Source organism: Rhodopirellula maiorica SM1 (assembly GCF_000346295.1).
Lineage (GTDB): Bacteria > Planctomycetota > Planctomycetia > Pirellulales > Pirellulaceae > Novipirellula > Novipirellula maiorica.
Window position 1 is genome coordinate 1 of the sequence record NZ_ANOG01000313.1, and the last position, 20,631, is coordinate 20,631.

A 20,631-nucleotide genomic window follows, 5' to 3' on the forward strand; every position below is an offset into this window, starting at 1 on the left:
CGACACGAAGCGATTTCGCAAAAACTGAAAATACTTCGCTCGTTTAACACGCGGCGCTTTCGCTGTTTCTTTTTCCACCAGGGATCGGGGAAATAAACATGCACCGCCTCTAAACTCTCCGCCGGCACCCGCTCTCTAAACAGTGGCTCGGCATCGCAGCTGATCATGATCGCATTAGTGACCTCGGCTCTCGCCAATCGGCCCGCCGCATGCTCAGCACATTTGGAGTTGATCTCAATGCCCAGAAAATTGTGCCTAGGATTCTCTGCCGATGCATTGGACATGAACAGCCCTTTGCCCGATCCGACTTCGATTTCGAGTGGCTTCGTGTCGCCAAACATCGTATCGCTGGAAAGGACATCAGGGAGCGAATCAACCAACCGATAGACCTTTGATATGTCGAGACTGGCTGGGGGGCGGCGAATGGGACTTCGAGACACGCTGGGACTTCTGTTCTATAAAAAAGGAAGCGATATGGGAACCGATCCGCGACCGAATGGTCCAAACGAGACCAAAACGAGAGAAACTTAGTTTCGAACCGATCTATCCACATCGTAACCGAGCACAAATTCTCTACAATGACCGCTCGCTTTGGTAACTCGCTCGGTCGTTGTCGCTGAAACCACTTCCAGACACTTTGCCGATGGCACGTGTCGCGAAACACCCCGGTTTGGTTGCAATGCGTCAGTGGCTTGCGGCATCAGCTTCCGACGTCGGCCCACGCACAACGCCCCTGACATCAGATTCACAAATGACGCGGGGCCGCCGGTAATGCGGAACGACTGTTCGATCGGCCCAACGCCCAATCCCAAACTAACCGCCCCCGAACCCCCCTCCTCGCAACACGTTACGAATTGACTTCCATGGAAAAGGCACCTGCCAACTTTGACGGACTGAATGTCGCCGCCTTAGAGAGCCGTCGTGCGGACGATATGGCACGGATGATCACCCGCCACGGCGGCGTCGCTCACGTCAGCCCGTCGATGCGAGAAGTGCCAATCGACCCCAATCGGCCTGCCATTGATTTCGCTTATCGCGTCATGACCGGCGAAGTCAACGTGGTCGTGCTGATGACGGGAGTCGGTTTCCGTTTCTTGCTCAGAGCGATCGAAAGGCACGTCGACCAACAACGTTTTCTCGATGCCTTGTCCGATATCACGACGATTTGCCGTGGCCCCAAACCGGCTGCTGCGATGCGGGAATTCGGCTTGACGACGACCTACCGCGTTCCTGAACCCAACACATGGCGAGAATTGTTGCAGACGATCGACGCCAATGTTTCCATCGCAAACCAAGTCGTCGGGGTTCAAGAGTATGGAGTTAGCAACGCTTCGCTCGTCGCAGGTCTGGAAGCTCGCGGTGCAACCGTCGAAACCGTGCGTGTTTACGGTTGGGAATTTCCTGAGTCGACCGAGGCATTGGAAGAGAACGTCAACGCGTTGGCCGCTGGCAAACGAGACATGTTGTTAGTGACCAGCGCTCACCAAGTCGTCAACGTCCTGCGGATGGCCGAAGAATTGAATATGGTTGACGATCTGCGTCGCGGTTTGCATTCTACCGTCATTGCGTCGATTGGTCCGACGACGAGTGAAATGCTCCGCGAGTGCGAATTGCATGTCGACTTTGAACCCTCGCATCCCAAAATGGGGCATTTGGTTACCGAAGCCGCTCGTCAGTCCAACGAATTAACCAAAGCCAAACGACGCGTCAAACAAATCCGTTGGTCCGAAGAATCCAAGCCACAGAGCGACACTATGCCACCTCACCCGTCCGACGATAGTTTGTTCATGAAGGCTTGTCGTGGCGAAGCGACTGAACGGACTCCGGTTTGGTTGATGCGACAAGCGGGCCGCTATATGTCTGAATATCGCGAAGTCCGGGCGAAACAATCGTTCTTGGAACTTTGTGCGAATCCAAAACTGTGCAGCGAAGTCATGTGCACCGCGGTTGACCGATTGGGAGTGGATGCCGCCATTATCTTCTCGGACCTGCTGCCCCTATTGGTCCCAATGGGATTCAACCTCGAGTTTGTCGCCGGCGATGGTCCCGTCATCCATAATCCGGTGCGATGCGGTGAAGATCTGGCCCGCGTCCGTGCTTTGGATAAGCCTGAGAAACTCGACTTTGTCTACGAAACCGTTCGACAGACACGTGCCGATTTGCCTGAGTCGATTCCCTTGATCGGGTTCGCCGGATCCCCCTTCACGCTGGCCAGCTATGCAATCGAAGGTGGTGGCAGCCGGCAGTACACAAACACAAAAAAACTGATGCACAGCGACGCCGGTGCTTGGGCCGACCTGATGAATAAATTGTCTGAATCAATCACGGTTTATTTAAATCATCAAATTGCCGCTGGAGCTCAGTGCGTTCAGTTGTTCGACAGTTGGGCGGGGTGTTTGTCGCCCTCGGATTATAGCAAGTTCGTGTTGCCTTGGATGAAACAAATCATTGCCGGGATCGATCCCTCAGTTCCGGTGATTAACTTTGCGACAGGAAATCCCGAACTGCTTCCTTTGCTCCGCGGTGATCGACGTACGGTGGTCGGTGTCGATTGGCGTATTTCGCTTGATGTCGCGTGGCAACGGATCGGACACGATTGTGCGGTTCAAGGAAATATGGACCCCTCCGTTCTGCTGGCCGACCCTGATGTGATTCGCGAGACGGTGGACCAATTGCTGCAGTCAGTTGACGGTCGCCCAGGACACATTTTCAATCTTGGCCACGGCGTGCTAAAGGAAACTCCCGTCGAAAACGTCATTGCACTCGTCGAAACGGTCAAAGAATTGAGCCAACGGTAATGCCGCCCACTCTGCACGTCTGTCCGTTTTGCCCGCTGCATTGTGATGATGTTTCGCTTGAACCGTCATCCGAAGCCGAGCGGATTGTAAATGTCCAGTGTGCCAAAGCGATCACGGGTTACACGAAAGCATTGTCCGGTTCCCAGTCCGCTCGTATTGCAGACTCCGCGGTGACAACGGCACTTGCAAGCAAACAGGCAAAAGAAATCTTGGCCGGCAACGGCGTGATCCATGTCGCCACAACAGGAACCGATCTAGATACGGCTCGCCGATTAAATCAGTTGCAACGTGAAAATCGCATTCGTATTGCGGTGGATGATTCGATTTCCACCGCAGCGTGGCGTGCTGCCGTTAGCCGCGAAGGAACACTGTCGGCTACTCTCGGGGACGTTCGCAGGCACGCCGATGTCGTTTGGACGATCGGCGATGTTGATAGCGAAACGCCGCGTTTGCGTGAACGAATCTCCGCCGACACGAAAGAATGCATTCAAAGCAACTCGCTCGCAGCAGAACCGTTAGCCGAGTTGTTTTATGCAATCCGCACCGATACCCCCGGCAGCGATTCCAACAAACTAACTGTCGCATCCATCGCATCGGCCAACTACTTGGCTGTGATCTTAGGACGCAATGCGTTTGTGGCAAGCGAAGCCGCCGCGACCTCCGAAATGCTCAGCAAGTTGCTGTGGTACCTCAATAAAACGCGACGAGCGATCGTTCTAAAATTGGATGCAGCGGCAACCAATCGTGCCGTGACAGCGTGGCAAACAAATCGTCTCGTCCCTTCGGTGGCCGGCGACCTCCGGCACGAAATTCACGTCCGATTGGGCAGCCCCGAAGTGGGGACAGGGGCAGCGAAGATGCAAATTGGGGGGATCGATCGAGGAAGGAAATTCGCCGAGGTGTTCTTGCCTGCGGCTACAATGGGGATTGATCGAGATGGGGTGGCCGTTCGTGGTGATGCCACCGTCACCATACCATTGGCTGCTATCTGTCCTAGTCGTGAACTTACCGCCATTGAACTCTTAGAACAGTCGCTGGGTTAGAGACACTGGCTTTTTAATGACACTCGCTGGCCGGATTCCAGTGTCGATCCCGTGGCGTTTACAACATGGATGCAGTGATGCCGCATCCAGCGCGATCGCAACCCTTAAACCGTTTCGGACACGGGATTGGTCTGAGAAGCCGAGGTTGATGGCTGTTGCTCGGCTCGGCGAAGCGCACTCTCGACACGTTGAAGCAAGTCCAGGCTGCGATCAAACGCTTGGGGGGCACTCTCGTCCCGCGTGCTTGCGACGAATTCTGCGTGGCAATGTTGGCATGCGACAGTGCATCCTAATAGCGATGCTCGAACTTCCACACGTCGGCCACATCGGGGGCACGGGTGTGTGAAGCGAAGATTGCTGTTAGAGGTCATGATAAGATCCTTTGAACCTGTCCAATCCGTGTTAGATGCCGAGATTCTATCCTTGGATGCCGCTTAAGGCAAGCAAAAACACCGCAATGAGCGAGTTTACCGTTTTCGGAAAAGCCATAATAGAGTCGTTGTGCTGCAATTATCGGCAACATCAGCCCCTCCAAAGGGTAGATGCCATTTAGCCTTCGACAAGATCAAATGTAAATTTCGAAGCGAGAAAATTTGACTTCGAGCCTGATCCGCCGCTGGTAATGCAGTGTTCAAAGACTCACGTCTTCCGCCATCATCTTTCGTGATGGTTTGTGCGGAAGCAAGTCCCCAAAGAGACGCCGCTGGGCCACCCCGAGGTTCGCTATGCCATCTAAAAACGTGGGACGCCGCCAATTTAGAAAAATAGTCTTTGGCAAATCGTCAACGAATCTTCGCCTCTGCTAGACGCGGCGAGAGCACCTCGGTAGAGGGGCCTTGCTTCCGTCGCTTGCAGATGCCGCCAATATCTTTTTCAGATATCGGATCAGGTTCGCAAAAAGAGGATGCGAACGAAATAAACGATTGCAACGTCACTTTGCTCTTTTCGTAAGACATGGGGGAAGTATCACCCCAAAAAATTTCGCAAAAGGGTGCTGAGTTTCTAATATCCGCAAATTTCGACGATTGACACTCCGGTGATTCAGCATTAGAGGACAATCCGACTTTTCATCGGCTGCAGGGTGAGATTGAAGGGAGTCTTCGGATCGAGGCGTTTCTAGGCGTCTTCACCCACCAGCGACACGTTGATGTCGCGGCGGGTCCACTGGCTTGTCGATCGTCACGAGATGCCGTTCTGCATCGATCATGCAATCCTGTATTAGAACAGTACCGGTTTGCCTAATTGCCGTCGCAACGGAACAAGTTGACCAGCGTGCATCATCGGATGCGTGCTGATCAGGATGGCCACGTCACCCACAGTGGGGCAGAAACCACGAAATTCCTCTGGAGATTCAGCGTCGAGGTCCTCTTCACTCATTTCGTCAATCGCGTTGAGTGTCGCCGCACGCACCTTGTCCCATAATGCCAGATACTCGTCGCGTCCAAGGAACGCGGATGCGTCATCGCTGTCTGCTTTGTCTTTGGCATGCGCCGCCACAAATTCCTCGGGCAATTTGTAAGCTTTGCCCGGAGCAATACTTTCAAGCAAGCGGACTTCGGACGAAATCAAGTGCCCTGTTTGCCAAGCTATGTGGTTGCAGCCCTCGCTCGGCCGTCGCAGCAATTCAGAATCGTCCAAGTCGCTCATGTAGCCTCGGTAAACCATGTCACAAAACTTCATGGTCGACCGGATCGCGTCTTTTCCCTTCATAGGATTCTCTACCGTAGTTTGAGAGTGAAAATGAGAGCCAAGATTGTAACCCGATGGCGCTGCGTTAGTGCACCCGGCGAGGCCGTTGATTGAAAAGGCGAGTGATTTATCGAGTGATCACCTCACGTCCAGGCAAAGCGTCAGTCGCCACGACGTTTCGTTTCAATGGCTGCTCGCTTCGGAACGAGTGATGTCTACCTTGTTTGAAAAACAGCACTGCTTACCAACCTGGAATCATGATCGGGGCGATCGCGGCAAACACGATCGCTGACAAAACGAGGGCAAGCCCGGTAATGGGTAGAGGAATGTGAGTTTTGCGTTGTAGCCAATTCACGACCTCCACCAATACTGCCAACAACGCGCCGCCGATCGCCGCGCAAATGGAATTTGCGATACTGGTCGTCCAGTTGGCTGGGACCGACGCCATATAGATTGCCACAACCGTAGCGGCCGCAACCGCGGCTTGGAACATCCGTCGATACAGATTCGAATTGCCAGAGGCAACGACCGCGGCGAACCCTGCCGCGATCGGCCAACCGTAAATTCCCTTGCGATCCAACAAGATCGTATTTGATGCGACCGCCTGCATCATCGCAGCAACGACGACTCCCCAAAACACTCGCTGCATCAGCGGCGGACGAAGCTTGCCAACCAGCATGCCGAAGGCCAGACAGCTGATCGTCGTAACCATTCCCGCGATCATCAAATCGTTTCCACGCGGTCGCAGGAATGCCGCCAAGATGCTGGCGATCAGCGTCAACACAAAGATCGTTGACAAACGAAACTGCAGCAACTCGTCGCGTTGAGGATTGGCCAGTGGGCGCGGATGATCTGAATCCGCGACGATCTCATTTGACATTTTTTTGCCTCGTGGTGCTTAAGGATGCCATCTCGATTGTACAGCAGGAGAGCCATCCGATCACAAACTGGCTACCACGTTTGCACAGGCAGTTCCTCTGAAAGTTTTGCGAACGTATTCTTCAATTGCTCCATGAATTCCTTTTTTGGCAATTCAGAATTCAGTTTTTCGCCGACAAAGACGTCACAGAAAAATGGAACCAGTAACGCTTCGCCTTTAGGCAGGGCTTTGCCTAATCCGTGCATGAAAACGGGAGTGATCGGTACGTCGGGATGTCGTTTGGCCAGATGAGCGACTCCGGTTTGAAATGCATCGAGTTTCTCAGGCTCGCCTCGCGTGCCTTCGGGAAACAACAGTACGATCCCGCCTGCGCGGAGCACTTCCGAGATCGGTTCGAGCGGATGTTTTCCGTCGCTGTCACGTTTCGTCTTGGTTCGATCGATCGGCAAAATTCCCACAATTTTGGTTGAGAACCATCGCCTCAGTGGGCGACTCAGGAAATAGTCGCCCGCCGCTACCGGACGCACGTGACGCAACCGGCTGAGCCCAAGAATATTCATCAGTGCAAACACATCCAAGTGGCTGTTGTGGTTCGCAACGATCAGCGCGGGGCCTGTCGTCGGCAACCATTCACGACGCCGGACATTGGTGCCCAACACCACCATCATGATCGGCCGCACAATCAAAGCAAAGAAGAGCGTTCGTAAAACGTGGTTCACGATTCAGTGACTCAGCCATAGGTGTAGTAGACAAAATGGAAAAACAGCGGCGCGGTAAAGATCAGCGAGTCGACTCGGTCTAACACGCCGCCATGCCCTGGAAGGGTTGCACCAAAATCTTTGATGTTTAGGTCTCGTTTGATCGCAGACATGCAAAGATCCCCTGCAAACCCGGCCATCCCAATAATGATGCCGGCGATCATCGAGCGAGCGTAGTCCATGATCGTCAAGTGAGGACCGACAATGAACGCGAAAACAATTGTCGTCGCCACGCCGCCAATCAACCCCGCGTAGGTTTTACCGGGACTGACCGATGGGGCGACTTTCCGCTTGCCCAGTGATTTGCCCCAAAGGTATTGGAAAATGTCATTCAGTTCGGTCAGCAGAACAAGAAACAGCAGCAGTCCTGCGCCGGGATAGTCCATCGCCGCATCGGAAGGAAAAACAGGCCTCACTCGCGGGTCGGCGGTGACTTGAAACGTCAACAGATATGCGACATGGGACAGCGAGAATACAGTGATCATCAATGCCCAGTGCAGCGATCCCGCGGCGCGAAGAAAGCCATCGGTTTGGCCCATCAACAGCATTCGCGTCGGCAGCCAAACGAACATCAACACCGGGATAAATACGATGAACATGCCGTACCAAGCACTCGCGGCGAAGTAGTACTGTGCGATGATCGACAGGTAGGCGTAAAACAGGACTCGGCGATCGGATCGTCGCGTCGGCGTCATCGACAAGAATTCTTTGAGCGCCAAGAAGCTCACAAAAGCGAAGAAGCAGACAGCAGCCGTCGGTGAGACAAACAACGCAGCGGAGAAAAATCCGACGATCACCCACCAAGTGCGTACCCGCTCGCGAAGTTCCGTAAAATCCCGCTCGGGATGTCGCCATTTCAGTACCAGTGACATCACGCTGGCAACAAACAACGAGATGAGAATCGAAGCGATCGCCACTCGTACTTCAAAAGCCAGATTCATGATGTCGTGTTAATTAAGGGGCAAGGGCAAGCACGTTAAAACGGTATCATCAGCCGATCGGTTTGTGTTAGAGAAGATCCTGCCACGACCGAAAGTTTACGGAAGATCTTCTCGAAAAATTGAAATCGAGCCTCGATCGTAACGAGTCCAACGCTGCAAAATTCTCAGCAAGACACCTGTCGAAGGTCAACGCAGAGACGAAAACAAATTCTGCGGAGGGGATTTTACGCCCGCTTATTGCCACTGTGGCAGCGGAATTCGGTATCTTGAGGACGGTACGCTTATTGTCGCCAAGTTTGCGTCGGCTAGTGAGATAGCCGCTACGGACACCACAAACAGCCACCAACTTAACTCACATACGGAATGTATTATGTCAACATCACGTCGTCATTTTCTAAAAACCACCGCTGCTGCGGGATCGATCGCCGCAGTGGCCAGCCCCGCGATTGCCGCCGATTCGGCCAAGAAGCTTCGTCTCGCTGCGATCGGCGTCGGTGGCAGCCGCGGACGATACAACCGCGGCGGAAACATCGCCCGCAATGCAGCAAAGTTTGCCGAAATGGTTGCTGTTTGTGATGTCGATGATTTGCACACCGAGGAATTCAACGAAGCGTTTGGCGGCAAGTTAAATACATATCGTGACTATCGCGAGATGTTGGAAAAAGAGAAGCCAGACGTTGTCACGATCGGCACGCCCGATCATTGGCATGTGCCGATTGCGATTGCCGCGCTTCGTAGCGGAGCGGATGTCTATTGCGAAAAGCCTTTGACCTTGACGATTGACGAAGGCAAACAGATCCGCAAAGTGGTCGAAGAGACCGGTCGTGTTTTTCAAGTTGGGACGCAGCAACGCAGCAGCAAATCGCTGTTCTTGACCGCCGTGGCGATGGTCCACACCGGCATGCTTGGCGAAAACGTAAACGCTTACCTTGCGATCGGCGGTGCACCCGACGAGGGGCCGTTCGAAACCACGGATCCGCCAGAGGATCTCGATTGGAACATGTGGGTCGGTCCGGCGCCCGAAGCAGGCTATTGCGAACAACGCCGCCGCATGTTCCGTTGGTTCTTCGAATACTCTGGCGGCAAGATGACCGATTGGGGTGCACACCATATCGACATCGCTCAGTGGGCGCTGGCGCCCGGCGAAGATGGCCCCGTGAAGGTCGCCGGTTCAGGAAAGTTCACCAAGAACGTGCCTTCGGATTTCAACTGGAATGCATTCTTTGATGGCGATGCTTCGCTACCCAATGGTTACAACACGGCAACCGAGTTCCATATCGATTTGACCTTTGCAAATGGTTCGTTGATGAGCGTCAACAATCACTACAAACGCGAAGGTGACAACGTCGACTTTCAAAACGGGATCTTGTTCGAAGGCGACAAGGGACGCATCTTTGTCAATCGCGGCAAGCTAGAAGGACGCCCCGTGGATCAGATGTCGGACGAAGACCGCGAGAAACTCGACGAAAAAATTGTCGAACTGTGCCATGGCAAGAAGCCGGGCAATCATATGGGCAACTTCTTTGACTGTATCGAAGACCGAAGCAAACCGATTTCGGACGTCTGGTCTCATCACCGCACGATGACCTCGTGCCATCTATGCAATATCGCGTTGATGCTGGGCCGTGAACTGAAGTGGGATCCAAAATCCGAGCAATTCATCGACGACGAACAAGCCAACGCGTTGATGACCCGAAAATCACGCGACGGATTTGCTTGAGCTTGCCTGCCGGCCAATCAAAAAAACACGGCGACGCATGATAACGTCGCCGTGTAAAAGCGAGTGTCTTGTGATAGAGCTGAATTTGCTTTGCCGAGCTTTTTTCTTCTTTGCCGCGGGTTTCGCTTCACTCGCGGTGTTGTTGGGATTTATCGAAGGCCAATTGGCGGCACTATCATAAGCCGCAAGTTACGGCGTTTTGACGAAGACAATTAATTCTGGCGGAACCCAACAATCTTCGAGGGGTTTCATTGCAGTATGACTGTCCCCATCCTAGATTCGCAGGTACCGAAGATGACTTTACCAAAACTAAAAGCAGATAACCGTATCACACCCCGATCGAATGTTCGTTTTGTCTGGAAACGGGCAACGGGACTCGTTCTACTGGCTGGCGCCCTGACGCTTCCGACCCTTCAGCCCTCGTTTGCGGAGCCTATTCAGGATCAAGAAAACGCCGAGCAAGAGCGGGGCCGCCGTGGTCGCGAGGGTGGTCGACGCGAAGGCGACCAACGAGGACCTCGCGACCGTGGTCCTGAAGGTCGCGGCCCCGAAGGTCGTGGTGCTCGCGATCGCGGAATGGAGGGTGCCGAAATGATGAGACGGATGCCCATTATCGCTGCATTGGATGCCGATCGCGACGGAAAGATTTCGAAAGACGAGATCGAGAACGCCGCGGTAGCACTGCGGAAACTGGATAAGAATGACGATGGTTCGTTGACGTTTGACGAGCTTCGTCCGCAAGGTGATTTCGCGGGCCGCCCTCGTGATGGTGAAAATGGCGAACGTGGCCCCCGTCGTGGTGAAGGCGGCGGCATGATACCACGCGAGGCGATGGAGAATCCTCAGCAATTCGCGCGGATGTTGTTTGAACGACGCGATGCAAATTCCGACGACAAACTGACTGGAGACGAAATTCCCGAACCGATGCAAGATCGCATGAGAGGAATCGACACGAACAACGACGACGCGATTTCACGCGAAGAGTTGGTGACAGCAATGCAACGTTTCGGTGAAGCGGGACGAGGCGGCGGCCGCGAAAACATGCGAGGCAAGGGACGCCCCGATGCCGAAGAGGGCGGCAGAACTCCGAAACGCCCCCCTTCGAATTCGGATTCCGAATAACACCAGGATCGTCGCAAAATCGCACGACGTCGACTTGATTTCCAAGTCGACGTTTTTTGTTGCCTTGCCAACGGCTCCGCGGAGAATCGCGACACATCGGGGAGTGCCGCGTCATTCACGCCACACCGTCCTAACGGGCGACCTTGGCCATTGCGGCACGTGCAACCGCGACACAATCACGGATCTCCGCTAGCGGATTTTGAGGATTCTCTTCGTACTCGAGCGAAATGGCACCGTTGCTCGGAAAGCCGACTTCGCTGAGGGCAAAGAACACACCCTCGACATCAAGATGCCCCTGGCCCAAGATGACTCCCTCGGTTTTCTGTTTCATCTCGGCGAAATCCTTTAAGTGGATTCCATACAATCGTCCCTTCAATGAACGAATGACATCCGTCGCATTTTCACCCGATCGAATGTAGTGTCCCAAGTCGGCACACGCTCCGATCCGTTTGTCGTGTCCTTCGATGGCACGAAGCACATCGACGACTTTGTTGTATCGATGGCCGGGACCATGGTTGTGAATGGCAATCCGTATATCAAACTCCTTGACTAAATCGTCAAGATTGTCGAACGATTCCGGGCCTGGATCGGCGGTGATGGTGGGGATCGCAAGCGCTTTGGCAAATTCAAAAATCTTTCGGTTGGCCGCTTCATTGCCGCCAAATCGATTGACACCGTGAGCCGAGATGGAAAGTCCCAATTCGGCGACCTTGGCTTTCATCTTTGCGATGTCATCTGCCGAGGCCCCCGTCGACAGCATGCCAGAGTAGAATTCGACTTGATCAAAGCCGAGATCCTTTGCGTGACGAAGCGCCTCGTCCACCTTGTAACCGCGAAGCGAGTAAAGCTGGATGCCCAACTGCGCGCGATCCGCTGTGGCGGCCATGGCCGTTGATGGCAGCGTCGCGGCTGCAGCCGCAGTAGCTGTTGCAGCCGCGAGGAAACCACGGCGTGAAAGAGTGGATGAAGTCATAGGTAAACGTGCTCCAATACAGAACGGTGGGAGGAAAGGTTGGGGATACGGGCCCGATCATAGCACACCCTACTTTCGACAGGGCGCAGTGACTGATTATCATACATCTCCGATGCAACCAGCAAACGCGAGTACCGTCACTTTGGAACCGGATGGACAACGATGTCGAACAACCCTTTCCCACCCAATCCCTACAGTCCCAATCCACATGCTGCGGGGAATTTTCAAGGCTCGGGAAACGCTGCAAATGTCGCGGACGCCGTTAGCGCGCCTGCAATATCATTGATCGTGGTCTCGCTGATCTGCATCGTATGCGTGCTGATCGCACTGGGCGCGGACGCATTCCTGGTGTTTAGTGGCATCGCCGAACGGATGCGGGAAAACAATGCGGGGATTGACAAAGAAACCCAAATCACGATCCGTGTGATCGGGGCCTTGGTGATCTTTGCGATCAACAGTGTTATCCTGTTTGCCGCGATCCGAATGAAGTCGTTACGAAGCTACCCGCTAGCGTTGACGGGGGCGATATTGGCTGCCATCCCTTGCATTAGCCCCTGCTATTTCATCGGCATTCCGTTTGGAATCTGGGCGATCGTCGTGCTGATGCGTCCCGAGGTCAAGCAAGCGTTTCACTAACTCCGTCGTCAGCAGAAAAATGACAGCGACAAGACCCCCTCTTGTCGCTGTCAATTGGAATGGTCGTAAGACGAATAAGCGGTCCATCGACGAACCCCATCGACGAACCAAGAGTCGGATTGGCTTAGCTTGGTTTGTGGTGGCTGTGACACTTCATCACCCATTGCAGCCAAGGGGCTAACGATCGGCACACGGACCGAGGCGGCGACAAACACGATACAGGCAATCTGGAAAATCTTCTTTTGTGACAAAAGCTGGACAGTCTTGTTGAGCAAACCCAATCGACGGAAAAGCAAATGACCCGAACACGGATCATTTGCAACGCGATTAGATGAACTGTCGCCGCACCCCGCCGCCTGAAACCGACGACCTGCGGTGGAAAAAATTCATGTTTTCGCAAGTAACGAGGTCAACCAAGTCGCAAGTCAGGCTAAATTAGCGTTGCGATGGATTCACATATCAGCGACGCAGCAATTACGCATTGTGATTGGCCGCCGTCCGCCAAGCATGGTCAAAGGTGGCAAAAGTTTTCAACGTTGATGTTGGCGGGATGGCAAACTGATTCCGCGTTGTGCTAGGATAGCATTCTACGTTTTACCTCTTTTCAAATTTAGTGATATCGTGAACCTTGGCAATTGTCAGCCACTGGGGCATTTGTGCGGATCATCCGAGCGACGGAGTCCTTTTGACAAAAAATCTCAGACGCGTGATCGTGCGAGTGATTGTGTCAAACACAGGCAAAGTTCATAATGTGGGGCGGTACGACGTCCCTTGCAAATCGACTCGCAATGAATTCTTTCGAAAACACTAGCTATGACGGTCCCGTTGGCGACTTAGTCCATCGTTTGACTCAGTCCTTTATCAGCGAACATTCGCGTCCACCACAGTGGATCGTCGCGGCGCCTGGGCGAGTGAATTTGATTGGTGAACACATCGATTACAACGATGGCTATGTGCTGCCGATGGCGATCGAACGTTACGTCGCGATCGCAGCGGCTCCGCGTGAGGACGAAGATTCACGAGTGGCGTCGATTCGCAGCGTCAACTTGAACGAACGTGATCAGATCGATTTGAATGATCTGCCCAAGCCTTCGTTGCCACCGAAATGGACTGGCTATATGGGAGGCGTTTTCGCTGGATTCCAAGACCGGGTCGGAGCCGAGACATTCAGTCAAATACCGGCGATGGATGTTTTATTCGAGTCGAACGTTCCGATCGGCGGTGGTCTTAGCAGCAGTGCGGCACTCGAAGTCGCGACCGCCACGCTGTTGGAAGTCGTTTCGGGAGTCACGTTGGGACTCGAAGAAAAAGCATTGCTATGCCAACAAGCCGAGCATGATTATGCAGGTGTTCCCTGCGGAATCATGGACCAATTCAGCAGTGTCTTTGGAAAAGAAAACGCATTCATGTTGCTAGATTGTCGCTCGCAACAAATCCGCGACGTGCCCTTCGATTCGGACCATGTTTCGATCTTGATCACCAACAGCAACGTCAAGCATGAATTGAGTGGTGGTGAGTATGGACTGCGACGTGCCCAGTGCGATGCCGCCCTTAAAAAGATCGGGGTGACGTCATGGCGAGACGTCACGTCCGATGATCTGCAATCCAAAAGAGCATCACTGAGCGACGTCGAATACTCGCGTGCTTGTCATGTCGTATCCGAGATCGAGCGTACGCGGAAGGCGGCGGTCGCAATCGAGTCAGGGCAATGGGAAACACTCGGCGAATTGATGTACGCCAGCCACCATTCGCTGCAACATGATTACGAAGTCAGTTGTCGCGAGTTAGACCTGTTGGTCGAATTGGCGCGAGGAGTTGGCCGCTCCGGTGGCGTCTATGGATCACGGATGACCGGGGGTGGTTTCGGAGGCTGCACTGTCACGTTGGTTGAATCGGATAAGGCGGTCGAGGTCAGCGACCACATTCAAAATCAGTACAAAAAACAAAGTGGCATCGATGCTCATCTTTTCGCAAGTTTGCCAGCGAAAGGTGCACATGTCATACCACGTTGACTAAGTGAGTGAGCAGGCAATTGCTTTCGATCGCTAAGAGAAACTCGCATTGCTTATTCGCTTTTTCAGCAATCAAAACCTCAGCGTTATTTTGACCGACCCGGTTAATGTCATCGCTGAATCGCAATTTCTTGGCCACGCCTCGGTACTCAATTCGAACAGCAGGTGGCTTGTAGGAATCGCGAAGAAAAGCAGTTTTACACTTTCCGACGCAACACGGACGCTGCGTTGAACTTTCAATGAGAACGAGGCATCGGTGGGCGCAATCACGATTTTTTGGTTTCTGTTCTTCACGTCGCTTGTCGGTGTTTTGACTTGGTGGATCACACGCCGCGATGACCACGCGAGCAGTTCGGGCTACTTTCTTGGCGGTCGCTCGCTAACGTTTCCGTTGATCGCCGGATCGTTGTTACTAACGAACCTGTCGACCGAGCAAATGGTCGGCCTCAACGGCGCTGCTTTTACCGACGGTTTGTGCGTGATGGTATGGGAAGTCGTCGCCGTGGTGGCACTCGTTTTCATGGCCTGGTTCTTCTTGCCGCGTTTTTTGAAAAGTGGCGTGGCAACGGTGCCGCAATATCTCGAGATTCGTTTTGACCATCAAACCCAAGTCATCACGAACATTATTTTCTTGGTGGCTTATGTTGGCATTTTGTTGCCGATCATTTTGTACACCGGCGCCCGTGGGATGCTGGACATCCTGGATGTGACAAGTTTGCTCGGGTCGTTGCCAGAACGACTGAACATGGATCCCGAGACGTTTGCCTTGGTGTTGATCGTGTGGATGGTGGGAATCATCGGATCGATCTATGCATTGTTTGGAGGGCTGCGAACGGTTGCCGTCTCGGACACACTCAATGGAATTGGACTGCTCGTTGGCGGATTGCTGATCACCTACTACGCGTTAAACGCATTGAGTGGGGGCGAAGGCGTTGCCGCGGGGGCCGACTTGCTCTGGAAAGAGCAAGAGGACCGTTTCAATTCCGTCGGCAGCAATCAATCGTCGGTCCCGTTCGGTTCGATCTTTGCCGGTATCTTTTTGTTGAATTTGTTTTACTGGACCACCAACCAACAAATTATTCAGCGAACCTTTGGAGCGAGCAGTTTGGCCGAAGGTCAAAAGGGCGTGCTGTTGACCGGCGCGTTCAAGTTGCTCGGACCGCTGTACCTCGTCATCCCCGGCATGATCGCGTATTCGATGTTTGCCGGCGACGACATCAAAGCCGACAAAGCGTATGGATTGCTCGTCAATCGCGTGTTGCCAGGACCGTTGACCGGATTCTTTGCTGCCGCGATGATTGGGGCAATTCTGAGTAGCTTTAACTCGGCACTCAATAGTGCGTGTACGCTGTTTAGTTTGGGACTATACAAAAGTGCCAAGCCGAATGCGTCGGAACAGAGCGTGGTTCGCTCGGGCAAATGGTTTGGCTGGATCGTCGCCGTGGTAGCGATGACGATTGCACCGCTGTTGGCTCAAACGACCAGCATTTTTGGTTACCTGCAAAAAATGAATGGGATGTATTTCATTCCAATTTTCGCAGTCGTCATCGTCGGAATGTTGACTCGCCGCGTGCCGCCGATTGCGGCCAAAATTGGTTTGGTCACCGGTTTTGTGGTGATCGCGGTCGGTTACTTCGTCAGCCCGTTTGATGCGATCGTCGCCTCGGTTCACGACTTTCACTTCCTCGGGATGGTGTTCGCCTGGCTCGTGATTTTGATGTTAGTGATTGGCGAAGTCCGCCCTCGTGAAACCGAGTTTATTCAAGAGGACGCCAAAGCGGTCGACATGACGCCTTGGCGATTGGCCACCCCGGCCGGCATTGCGCTGATTGTCATCGTAATCGCGATCTATGTCTCCTTCGCTGACTTTAGCGTGCTGACACCGAAAACCTAGTGCGTTGTCCATGGTTTAACTGGGTAGGGGAAGTCGCCAGACTTCCCTGGATGGCGAGGAGTGCTGTGAGTCGGACGATTTCACCCGAATGGTAATCGTTGACGTCGATTGGATGCCATCGCGGCGGTCTTGAATTACAATCAACGTCAACTTACCCACCTACTGCGTCCGCAAAATCTCGCTCCCCTCGCAACATTGCACAAATAGGCATCAAAATGAAATTGCGATCGACACTGCTGCTGTGTTTATCCCTGCTGGGTCTATTACTGGGTACCAGGACGTCCGAAGCTCACGTATCGGTCGACGATTTTGATTCGATCAAACTCTACACGCTGAAAAACGAAGCGGGGATGACCGTCAAAATCACCAACTATGGTGCCATCATTACGTCGATCATCGTCCCCGATCGTGACGGAAAGATGGGTGACGTCGTACTTGGATACAACCGCGTCGAAGATTACATCAACGCCGTGGACAAGCCCTACTTTGGCGCTATCGTCGGACGTTACGGGAACCGCATCGCCAAAGGTAAATTCACGATCGATGGCGAAACCTATACACTTGCCACAAACAATGGCGAAAACCATTTACACGGCGGCGTGATTGGGTTCGACAAAGTCGTCTGGGATGCCAAACCGCTTGAAGGCGATGGATGGTCGGGTTTGGAATTGACCTACACCGCCAAGGACATGGAGGAAGGTTATCCAGGCAATTTGAATTTGAAAGTGACCTACAAATTGACCAAGACCAATGAATTGGTGGTCGACTATTTTGCGACGACCGACAAGAAAACGCCTGTCAACGTCACGCAGCATACCTATTTCAATCTTGCTGGCGAAGGCAATGGCACGATCTTGGATCACGAACTGATGATCAACGCCAAGCAGTTCACGCCTGTCGACGAAGGCTTGATTCCGACAGGCGAACTGCGCGACGTTGCCGGAACCCCGCTGGATTTCAGGTCGCCAAAGCCGATCGGACGCGATGTTGATAAAGACAATGAACAGTTGAAGTTTGGACTCGGTTACGACCACAACTTTGTCTTAGACAAATCCGACAACGAAAATGCGATGACTTTGGCAGCACGTGTGAAAGATCCAAAATCAGGTCGCGTGCTCGAAGTTCACACCACCGAACCAGGGATTCAGTTTTACGGCGGCAATTTTTTGGATGGCCGTTTGCGGGGCAAGTCCGGCAAACCCTATGTGCACCGTGGCGGCTTCTGTTTGGAAACCCAGCACTTTCCTGACAGCCCAAATCAACCGAACTTCCCCTCCACCATCCTCGACCCAGACGAAGAATACCGAACCACCACGACGTTCAAGTTCTCGGCGGAATAGGCCTCCCGACCAATGTCCTGGTGCCTGTGCGGTTTCAGCTCCTTGGCTTCCCCTCCCCCTGCTTGATCCTTCCTTCCAACCTTCAGCGAAGCGGTTCGCTCGTGAATCCTACCATGACACATTCTCTCCGTCGTATCCTGGTGCTCGCAACAAAGGCATCCCTTTTTTCCACCTTGCTACTATTCGGCGTCGTACCTGTCGCGGCTGCTGAATCGGATCGTTCACGTCCGAATGTGTTGATGATTGCGATCGACGACCTGAACGATTGGGTGGAACCGCTCGGAGGCCACCCGGACGTCAAAACGCCTGCGATCGCGCGGTTGGCCAAGCGGGCGGTCACGTTTACCAACGCTCACTGCCAAGCACCGCTGTGTAACCCCAGCCGGACATCGATCATGACTGGGTTGCGACCGACAACCACGGGGGTTTATGGATTGACGCCCTGGTTTCGCGCGCTTCCCGAGTTCAAATCGCGAACGACGCTGCTGCAGCATTTTCACAACCACGGTTATCAAACGTTGATCGGTGGCAAGATCTACCACAACATTTACGGCCGCAATCAAACCCATCCGCAAGAATGTGATGTGTGGGGCCCCGCATCGTCAATCGGCGTCAAACCGCCGAAAAAGTTGATCCCTCCTACACCCAATGGCAATCATAAGTTAATGGATTGGGGGACGTTCCCGCACCGTGATGAAGACAAAGGCGATTGGCAGGTGGCGTCGTGGGCCGTGGACCAAATCGAATCGATGCAGGATGAGAAACCGTTCTTTTTGGCCGCCGGTTTCTTTTGCCGCATGTGCCTTGTTATGCAACCCAGAAATGGTTCGACCTCTATCCCGAAGACACGCTGAGCATGCCTCCGATGCCGGCGGGTGATCGCAGCGACACACCTAAGTCGTCGTGGTACATTCATTGGCAACTTCCGGAGCCGCGCACCGATTGGCTCGAAGCGAACGATCAAGTGCGTCCGCTGGTCCGCGCTTACCTTGCATCGATTAGCTTCGTCGACAGCCAAGTAGGCCGCATTCTTAATGCGTTGGAGAAGTCACCCTATGCGGACAACACGATCGTCGTGCTTTGGAGCGATCATGGTTACCACTTGGGCGAAAAGGCGATCTCCGGGAAAAACTCGTTGTGGGAAAGATCGACGCGTGTGCCGCTGTTGTTTGCCGGTCCTGGAATCCTTGCGGACGTCAAGTGCAATCAGCCCGCCGAACTGTTGGACATGTATCCGACGCTCGCCGCATTGGCCGGTTTGCCGGCTCCTGATGGTGTCGAAGGCATCAGTCTGAAACCACAACTCCTCGATCCCACCACTGCTCGGGATCGTCCGGCCATCTGTACTCACAACAAGGGAAATCACAGCGTTTGTGACGCGCGATGGCGGTACATCCGTTACCTGGATGGGGGCGAGGAACTTTACGATCACAACACCGACCCCAACGAATTTGACAATCTCATTGCTGACGGCAAAGATCGATCGCAGTTTGCCGACGTGATCAATCGGTTAAGCCAATGGTTGCCCAAACAAGAGCGAGGGCTCGCCAAAGGCAGTTCGCAGCGCATTTTGGAAAAACGGGCGGACGGCGTTTATTGGGAAAACAAGAAAATCGATCCGTCCCAAGCGCCCCAGTGAGAATGGTGTTGTAAGGACGTTCGCTAATATAAATTTCCTCGTTTTCGTCCGGACTGCACGGGCATGTTGATTTAGTGAGCCGCACCACCTGGGCGGCTAGGCTCTGCCTGAACAGTGGTTTCTCGCTTCGCGAGAGCGGCTTTTTCCCACAATTTTCGCGGAGCGAAAAGCGACTTTGAGCTGTTTTCAGACAGAGCCTGGGGACCAGTGTATGCCTCGATGCCGTATCACCCTCGGCTCCGCCTTGTGACTTGCATTTCGATCGAATCAACAGCCCCAAAGCCACCTCATCACGCCAAGTAAAACGTTCAAATTTGGGCCGATCGGCCGATGAAATGGCGCAGTCGGTCTACGACTTTCTTTTTGCTATCGCGGCTGACTGCACCGTCGTGAAACTTCGCACGCCGCACGCTCACCTGTCAAACTCTAGCGGTTATGCCGGATGTGCTTGTCGGTCTGGCATCTTGCCCCACCGGAATGCGACTTTCACAGGCTCCTGATGTAGCGGTTATCCGATCTAATCCTCGAAGTCTCATCGTAGCGATTCCGCTGATCGCTACGAAACAGAGTGACCGCCTCTTCCCATGCGGGTCTACTTCGACACTAAGACGGTTCAATCGATATGCAAGTGACACACTCTTCTTTACGGCTCGGCCCAAATCGCTATCGATCCGCTTCGACGAGAGTCGTGGTACTCGTGTTGGGTTGCGTCTTATCCGCACTGGTGATTGCCGACGTGTCGTTGATGAGCCGACAAACGAAACCGTCATTGCCAGCGGAAGTCCAGAGCCATGTTTCCAATCCGGCGGTTGCCAACATCGGCACCCCAGCAGTACCAGCGAAGTCGCGACTGTCTAAAAACGCGCAACCGCGTGAAAAGAACGTGTGCGATGCGACGTGTGACGCGGTGGCAAAACGCGAAGCCGTGAACGAACGCAGTGTCGCTGCAAACGCGTCTGAATCCCGTCTCGAAAATCAAGCGGAATCAATTGGCAACGAAGCATCCGAAGAAAACGCTGATGTGACTCGCAAGAAAGCCTCTTTCGTGTTCAACCGAACCAACGTTGCGGTGGGGGAATCATCCGATGATTCGCGGCGTGCGATCCCTGCCAAATTTGCGACCCATCCGTTGAATAGTCGCAACGTGACTCAGGTTTCCAATTCCGAACCGCCGTTGTTGCCGGTT

Annotated in this window: 18 protein-coding genes; 11 read left to right on the forward strand and 7 right to left on the reverse strand. The window is 53.6% G+C overall.

Annotated elements, in window-relative coordinates; all coding sequences use genetic code 11:
- Positions 1-440: tRNA (guanine(46)-N(7))-methyltransferase TrmB (gene trmB, locus RMSM_RS10080; RefSeq protein WP_040765177.1), on the reverse strand; the 440-nt coding region annotated here is incomplete at its 3' end.
- A gap of 423 nt (positions 441-863) precedes the next feature.
- Between trmB and hemE the strand changes: the two genes are divergently transcribed.
- Both hemE and RMSM_RS10095 read left to right on the forward strand, forming a co-directional pair.
- A complete protein-coding gene (hemE, locus tag RMSM_RS10090) occupies positions 864-2,798 on the forward strand; it encodes a uroporphyrinogen decarboxylase (RefSeq protein ID WP_008695065.1) in 1,935 nt (644 codons plus the stop codon).
- Positions 2,798-3,841 (forward strand): molybdopterin-binding domain-containing protein, encoded by a 1,044-nt coding sequence (locus tag RMSM_RS10095; RefSeq protein WP_008695067.1) that lies wholly within the window; start codon positions 2,798-2,800, stop codon positions 3,839-3,841. Before hemE ends, RMSM_RS10095 begins: the two co-directional genes overlap by 1 nt.
- Before the next feature lie 1,218 nt (positions 3,842-5,059).
- Here the strand turns inward: RMSM_RS10095 and RMSM_RS10100 are convergent.
- The 4 genes from RMSM_RS10100 to RMSM_RS10115 form a co-directional block, all read right to left on the reverse strand.
- Positions 5,060-5,551 (reverse strand): DinB family protein, encoded by a 492-nt coding sequence (locus RMSM_RS10100; protein WP_008695072.1) that lies wholly within the window; start codon positions 5,549-5,551, stop codon positions 5,060-5,062.
- Between the two features lie 220 nt (positions 5,552-5,771).
- Positions 5,772-6,410, reverse strand: a complete 639-nt coding sequence (locus RMSM_RS10105; protein WP_008695074.1) for a hypothetical protein — start codon at positions 6,408-6,410, stop codon at positions 5,772-5,774.
- A gap of 71 nt (positions 6,411-6,481) precedes the next feature.
- On the reverse strand, positions 6,482-7,129 hold the full coding sequence (locus RMSM_RS10110; protein WP_008695076.1) for a lysophospholipid acyltransferase family protein: 648 nt from the start codon (positions 7,127-7,129) through the stop codon (positions 6,482-6,484).
- A gap of 11 nt (positions 7,130-7,140) precedes the next feature.
- Positions 7,141-8,109, reverse strand: a complete 969-nt coding sequence (locus tag RMSM_RS10115) for a phosphatidate cytidylyltransferase (protein WP_008695077.1) — start codon at positions 8,107-8,109, stop codon at positions 7,141-7,143.
- 370 nt (positions 8,110-8,479) lie between these two features.
- On the opposite strand from RMSM_RS10115, the gene RMSM_RS10120 reads away from it, so the two are divergent.
- Both RMSM_RS10120 and RMSM_RS36665 read left to right on the forward strand, forming a co-directional pair.
- On the forward strand, positions 8,480-9,829 hold the full coding sequence (locus RMSM_RS10120) for a Gfo/Idh/MocA family protein (protein WP_008695078.1): 1,350 nt from the start codon (positions 8,480-8,482) through the stop codon (positions 9,827-9,829).
- 294 nt (positions 9,830-10,123) lie between these two features.
- Complete coding sequence (locus RMSM_RS36665) at positions 10,124-10,951, forward strand: EF-hand domain-containing protein (RefSeq protein WP_008695079.1); 828 nt, start codon at positions 10,124-10,126, stop codon at positions 10,949-10,951.
- A 130-nt stretch (positions 10,952-11,081) separates the two neighbouring features.
- Here the strand turns inward: RMSM_RS36665 and RMSM_RS10130 are convergent, their stop codons facing one another.
- Positions 11,082-11,924 (reverse strand): sugar phosphate isomerase/epimerase family protein, encoded by an 843-nt coding sequence (locus RMSM_RS10130; protein ID WP_008695080.1) that lies wholly within the window; start codon positions 11,922-11,924, stop codon positions 11,082-11,084.
- A gap of 162 nt (positions 11,925-12,086) precedes the next feature.
- Here RMSM_RS10130 and RMSM_RS36670 point away from each other — a divergent pair, with 162 nt between their 5' ends.
- The gene (locus tag RMSM_RS36670; protein ID WP_008695081.1) at positions 12,087-12,560 is read left to right on the forward strand and encodes a hypothetical protein; all 474 of its coding nucleotides are present in this window, start codon (positions 12,087-12,089) and stop codon (positions 12,558-12,560) included.
- Between the two features lie 50 nt (positions 12,561-12,610).
- Here RMSM_RS36670 and RMSM_RS10140 read toward each other — a convergent pair whose 3' ends face one another.
- The gene (locus tag RMSM_RS10140; protein ID WP_144057535.1) at positions 12,611-12,835 is read right to left on the reverse strand and encodes a hypothetical protein; all 225 of its coding nucleotides are present in this window, start codon (positions 12,833-12,835) and stop codon (positions 12,611-12,613) included.
- Between the two features lie 513 nt (positions 12,836-13,348).
- Here RMSM_RS10140 and galK point away from each other — a divergent pair.
- The 6 genes from galK to RMSM_RS10165 form a co-directional block, all read left to right on the forward strand.
- Positions 13,349-14,572: a galactokinase gene (gene galK / locus RMSM_RS10145; RefSeq protein WP_008695085.1), complete on the forward strand. Its 1,224-nt coding sequence runs from the start codon at positions 13,349-13,351 to the stop codon at positions 14,570-14,572.
- A 256-nt stretch (positions 14,573-14,828) separates the two neighbouring features.
- Positions 14,829-16,466: a solute:sodium symporter family transporter gene (locus tag RMSM_RS10150; RefSeq protein ID WP_008695087.1), complete on the forward strand. Its 1,638-nt coding sequence runs from the start codon at positions 14,829-14,831 to the stop codon at positions 16,464-16,466.
- Between the two features lie 215 nt (positions 16,467-16,681).
- Positions 16,682-17,806, forward strand: a complete 1,125-nt coding sequence (locus tag RMSM_RS10155; RefSeq protein ID WP_008695088.1) for an aldose epimerase family protein — start codon at positions 16,682-16,684, stop codon at positions 17,804-17,806.
- Positions 17,807-17,919: 113 nt separating this feature from the next.
- Positions 17,920-18,660, forward strand: coding sequence for a sulfatase-like hydrolase/transferase (locus RMSM_RS43390; RefSeq protein WP_261340336.1), 741 nt, complete (start codon positions 17,920-17,922; stop codon positions 18,658-18,660).
- Entirely contained in the window at positions 18,606-19,445 is an 840-nt protein-coding gene (locus RMSM_RS43395; RefSeq protein WP_261340337.1) for a sulfatase-like hydrolase/transferase, read from the forward strand. The genes RMSM_RS43390 and RMSM_RS43395 overlap by 55 nt, the downstream gene beginning before the upstream one ends.
- Before the next feature lie 628 nt (positions 19,446-20,073).
- Positions 20,074-20,631, forward strand: a 558-nt coding sequence (locus RMSM_RS10165) for a hypothetical protein (protein WP_144057537.1), incomplete at its 3' end; no start/stop codon positions are given.

What these genes read in the sequence shown, in the direction of transcription:
- RMSM_RS10155 (WP_008695088.1), top strand. Translation starts at nt 16,682, where the DNA reads ATGAAATTGCGATCGACACTGCTGCTGTGTTTATCCCTGCTGGGTCTA.
- RMSM_RS10115 (WP_008695077.1), bottom strand. Translation starts at nt 8,109, where the DNA reads ATGAATCTGGCTTTTGAAGTACGAGTGGCGATCGCTTCGATTCTCATC.
- RMSM_RS36670 (WP_008695081.1), top strand. Translation starts at nt 12,087, where the DNA reads ATGTCGAACAACCCTTTCCCACCCAATCCCTACAGTCCCAATCCACAT.
- RMSM_RS10105 (WP_008695074.1), bottom strand. Translation starts at nt 6,410, where the DNA reads ATGTCAAATGAGATCGTCGCGGATTCAGATCATCCGCGCCCACTGGCC.
- RMSM_RS10100 (WP_008695072.1), bottom strand. Translation starts at nt 5,551, where the DNA reads ATGAAGGGAAAAGACGCGATCCGGTCGACCATGAAGTTTTGTGACATG.
- RMSM_RS10130 (WP_008695080.1), bottom strand. Translation starts at nt 11,924, where the DNA reads ATGACTTCATCCACTCTTTCACGCCGTGGTTTCCTCGCGGCTGCAACA.
- RMSM_RS10120 (WP_008695078.1), top strand. Translation starts at nt 8,480, where the DNA reads ATGTCAACATCACGTCGTCATTTTCTAAAAACCACCGCTGCTGCGGGA.
- RMSM_RS10095 (WP_008695067.1), top strand. Translation starts at nt 2,798, where the DNA reads ATGCCGCCCACTCTGCACGTCTGTCCGTTTTGCCCGCTGCATTGTGAT.
- RMSM_RS36665 (WP_008695079.1), top strand. Translation starts at nt 10,124, where the DNA reads ATGACTTTACCAAAACTAAAAGCAGATAACCGTATCACACCCCGATCG.
- hemE (WP_008695065.1), top strand. Translation starts at nt 864, where the DNA reads ATGGAAAAGGCACCTGCCAACTTTGACGGACTGAATGTCGCCGCCTTA.
- RMSM_RS43390 (WP_261340336.1), top strand. Translation starts at nt 17,920, where the DNA reads ATGACACATTCTCTCCGTCGTATCCTGGTGCTCGCAACAAAGGCATCC.
- galK (WP_008695085.1), top strand. Translation starts at nt 13,349, where the DNA reads ATGAATTCTTTCGAAAACACTAGCTATGACGGTCCCGTTGGCGACTTA.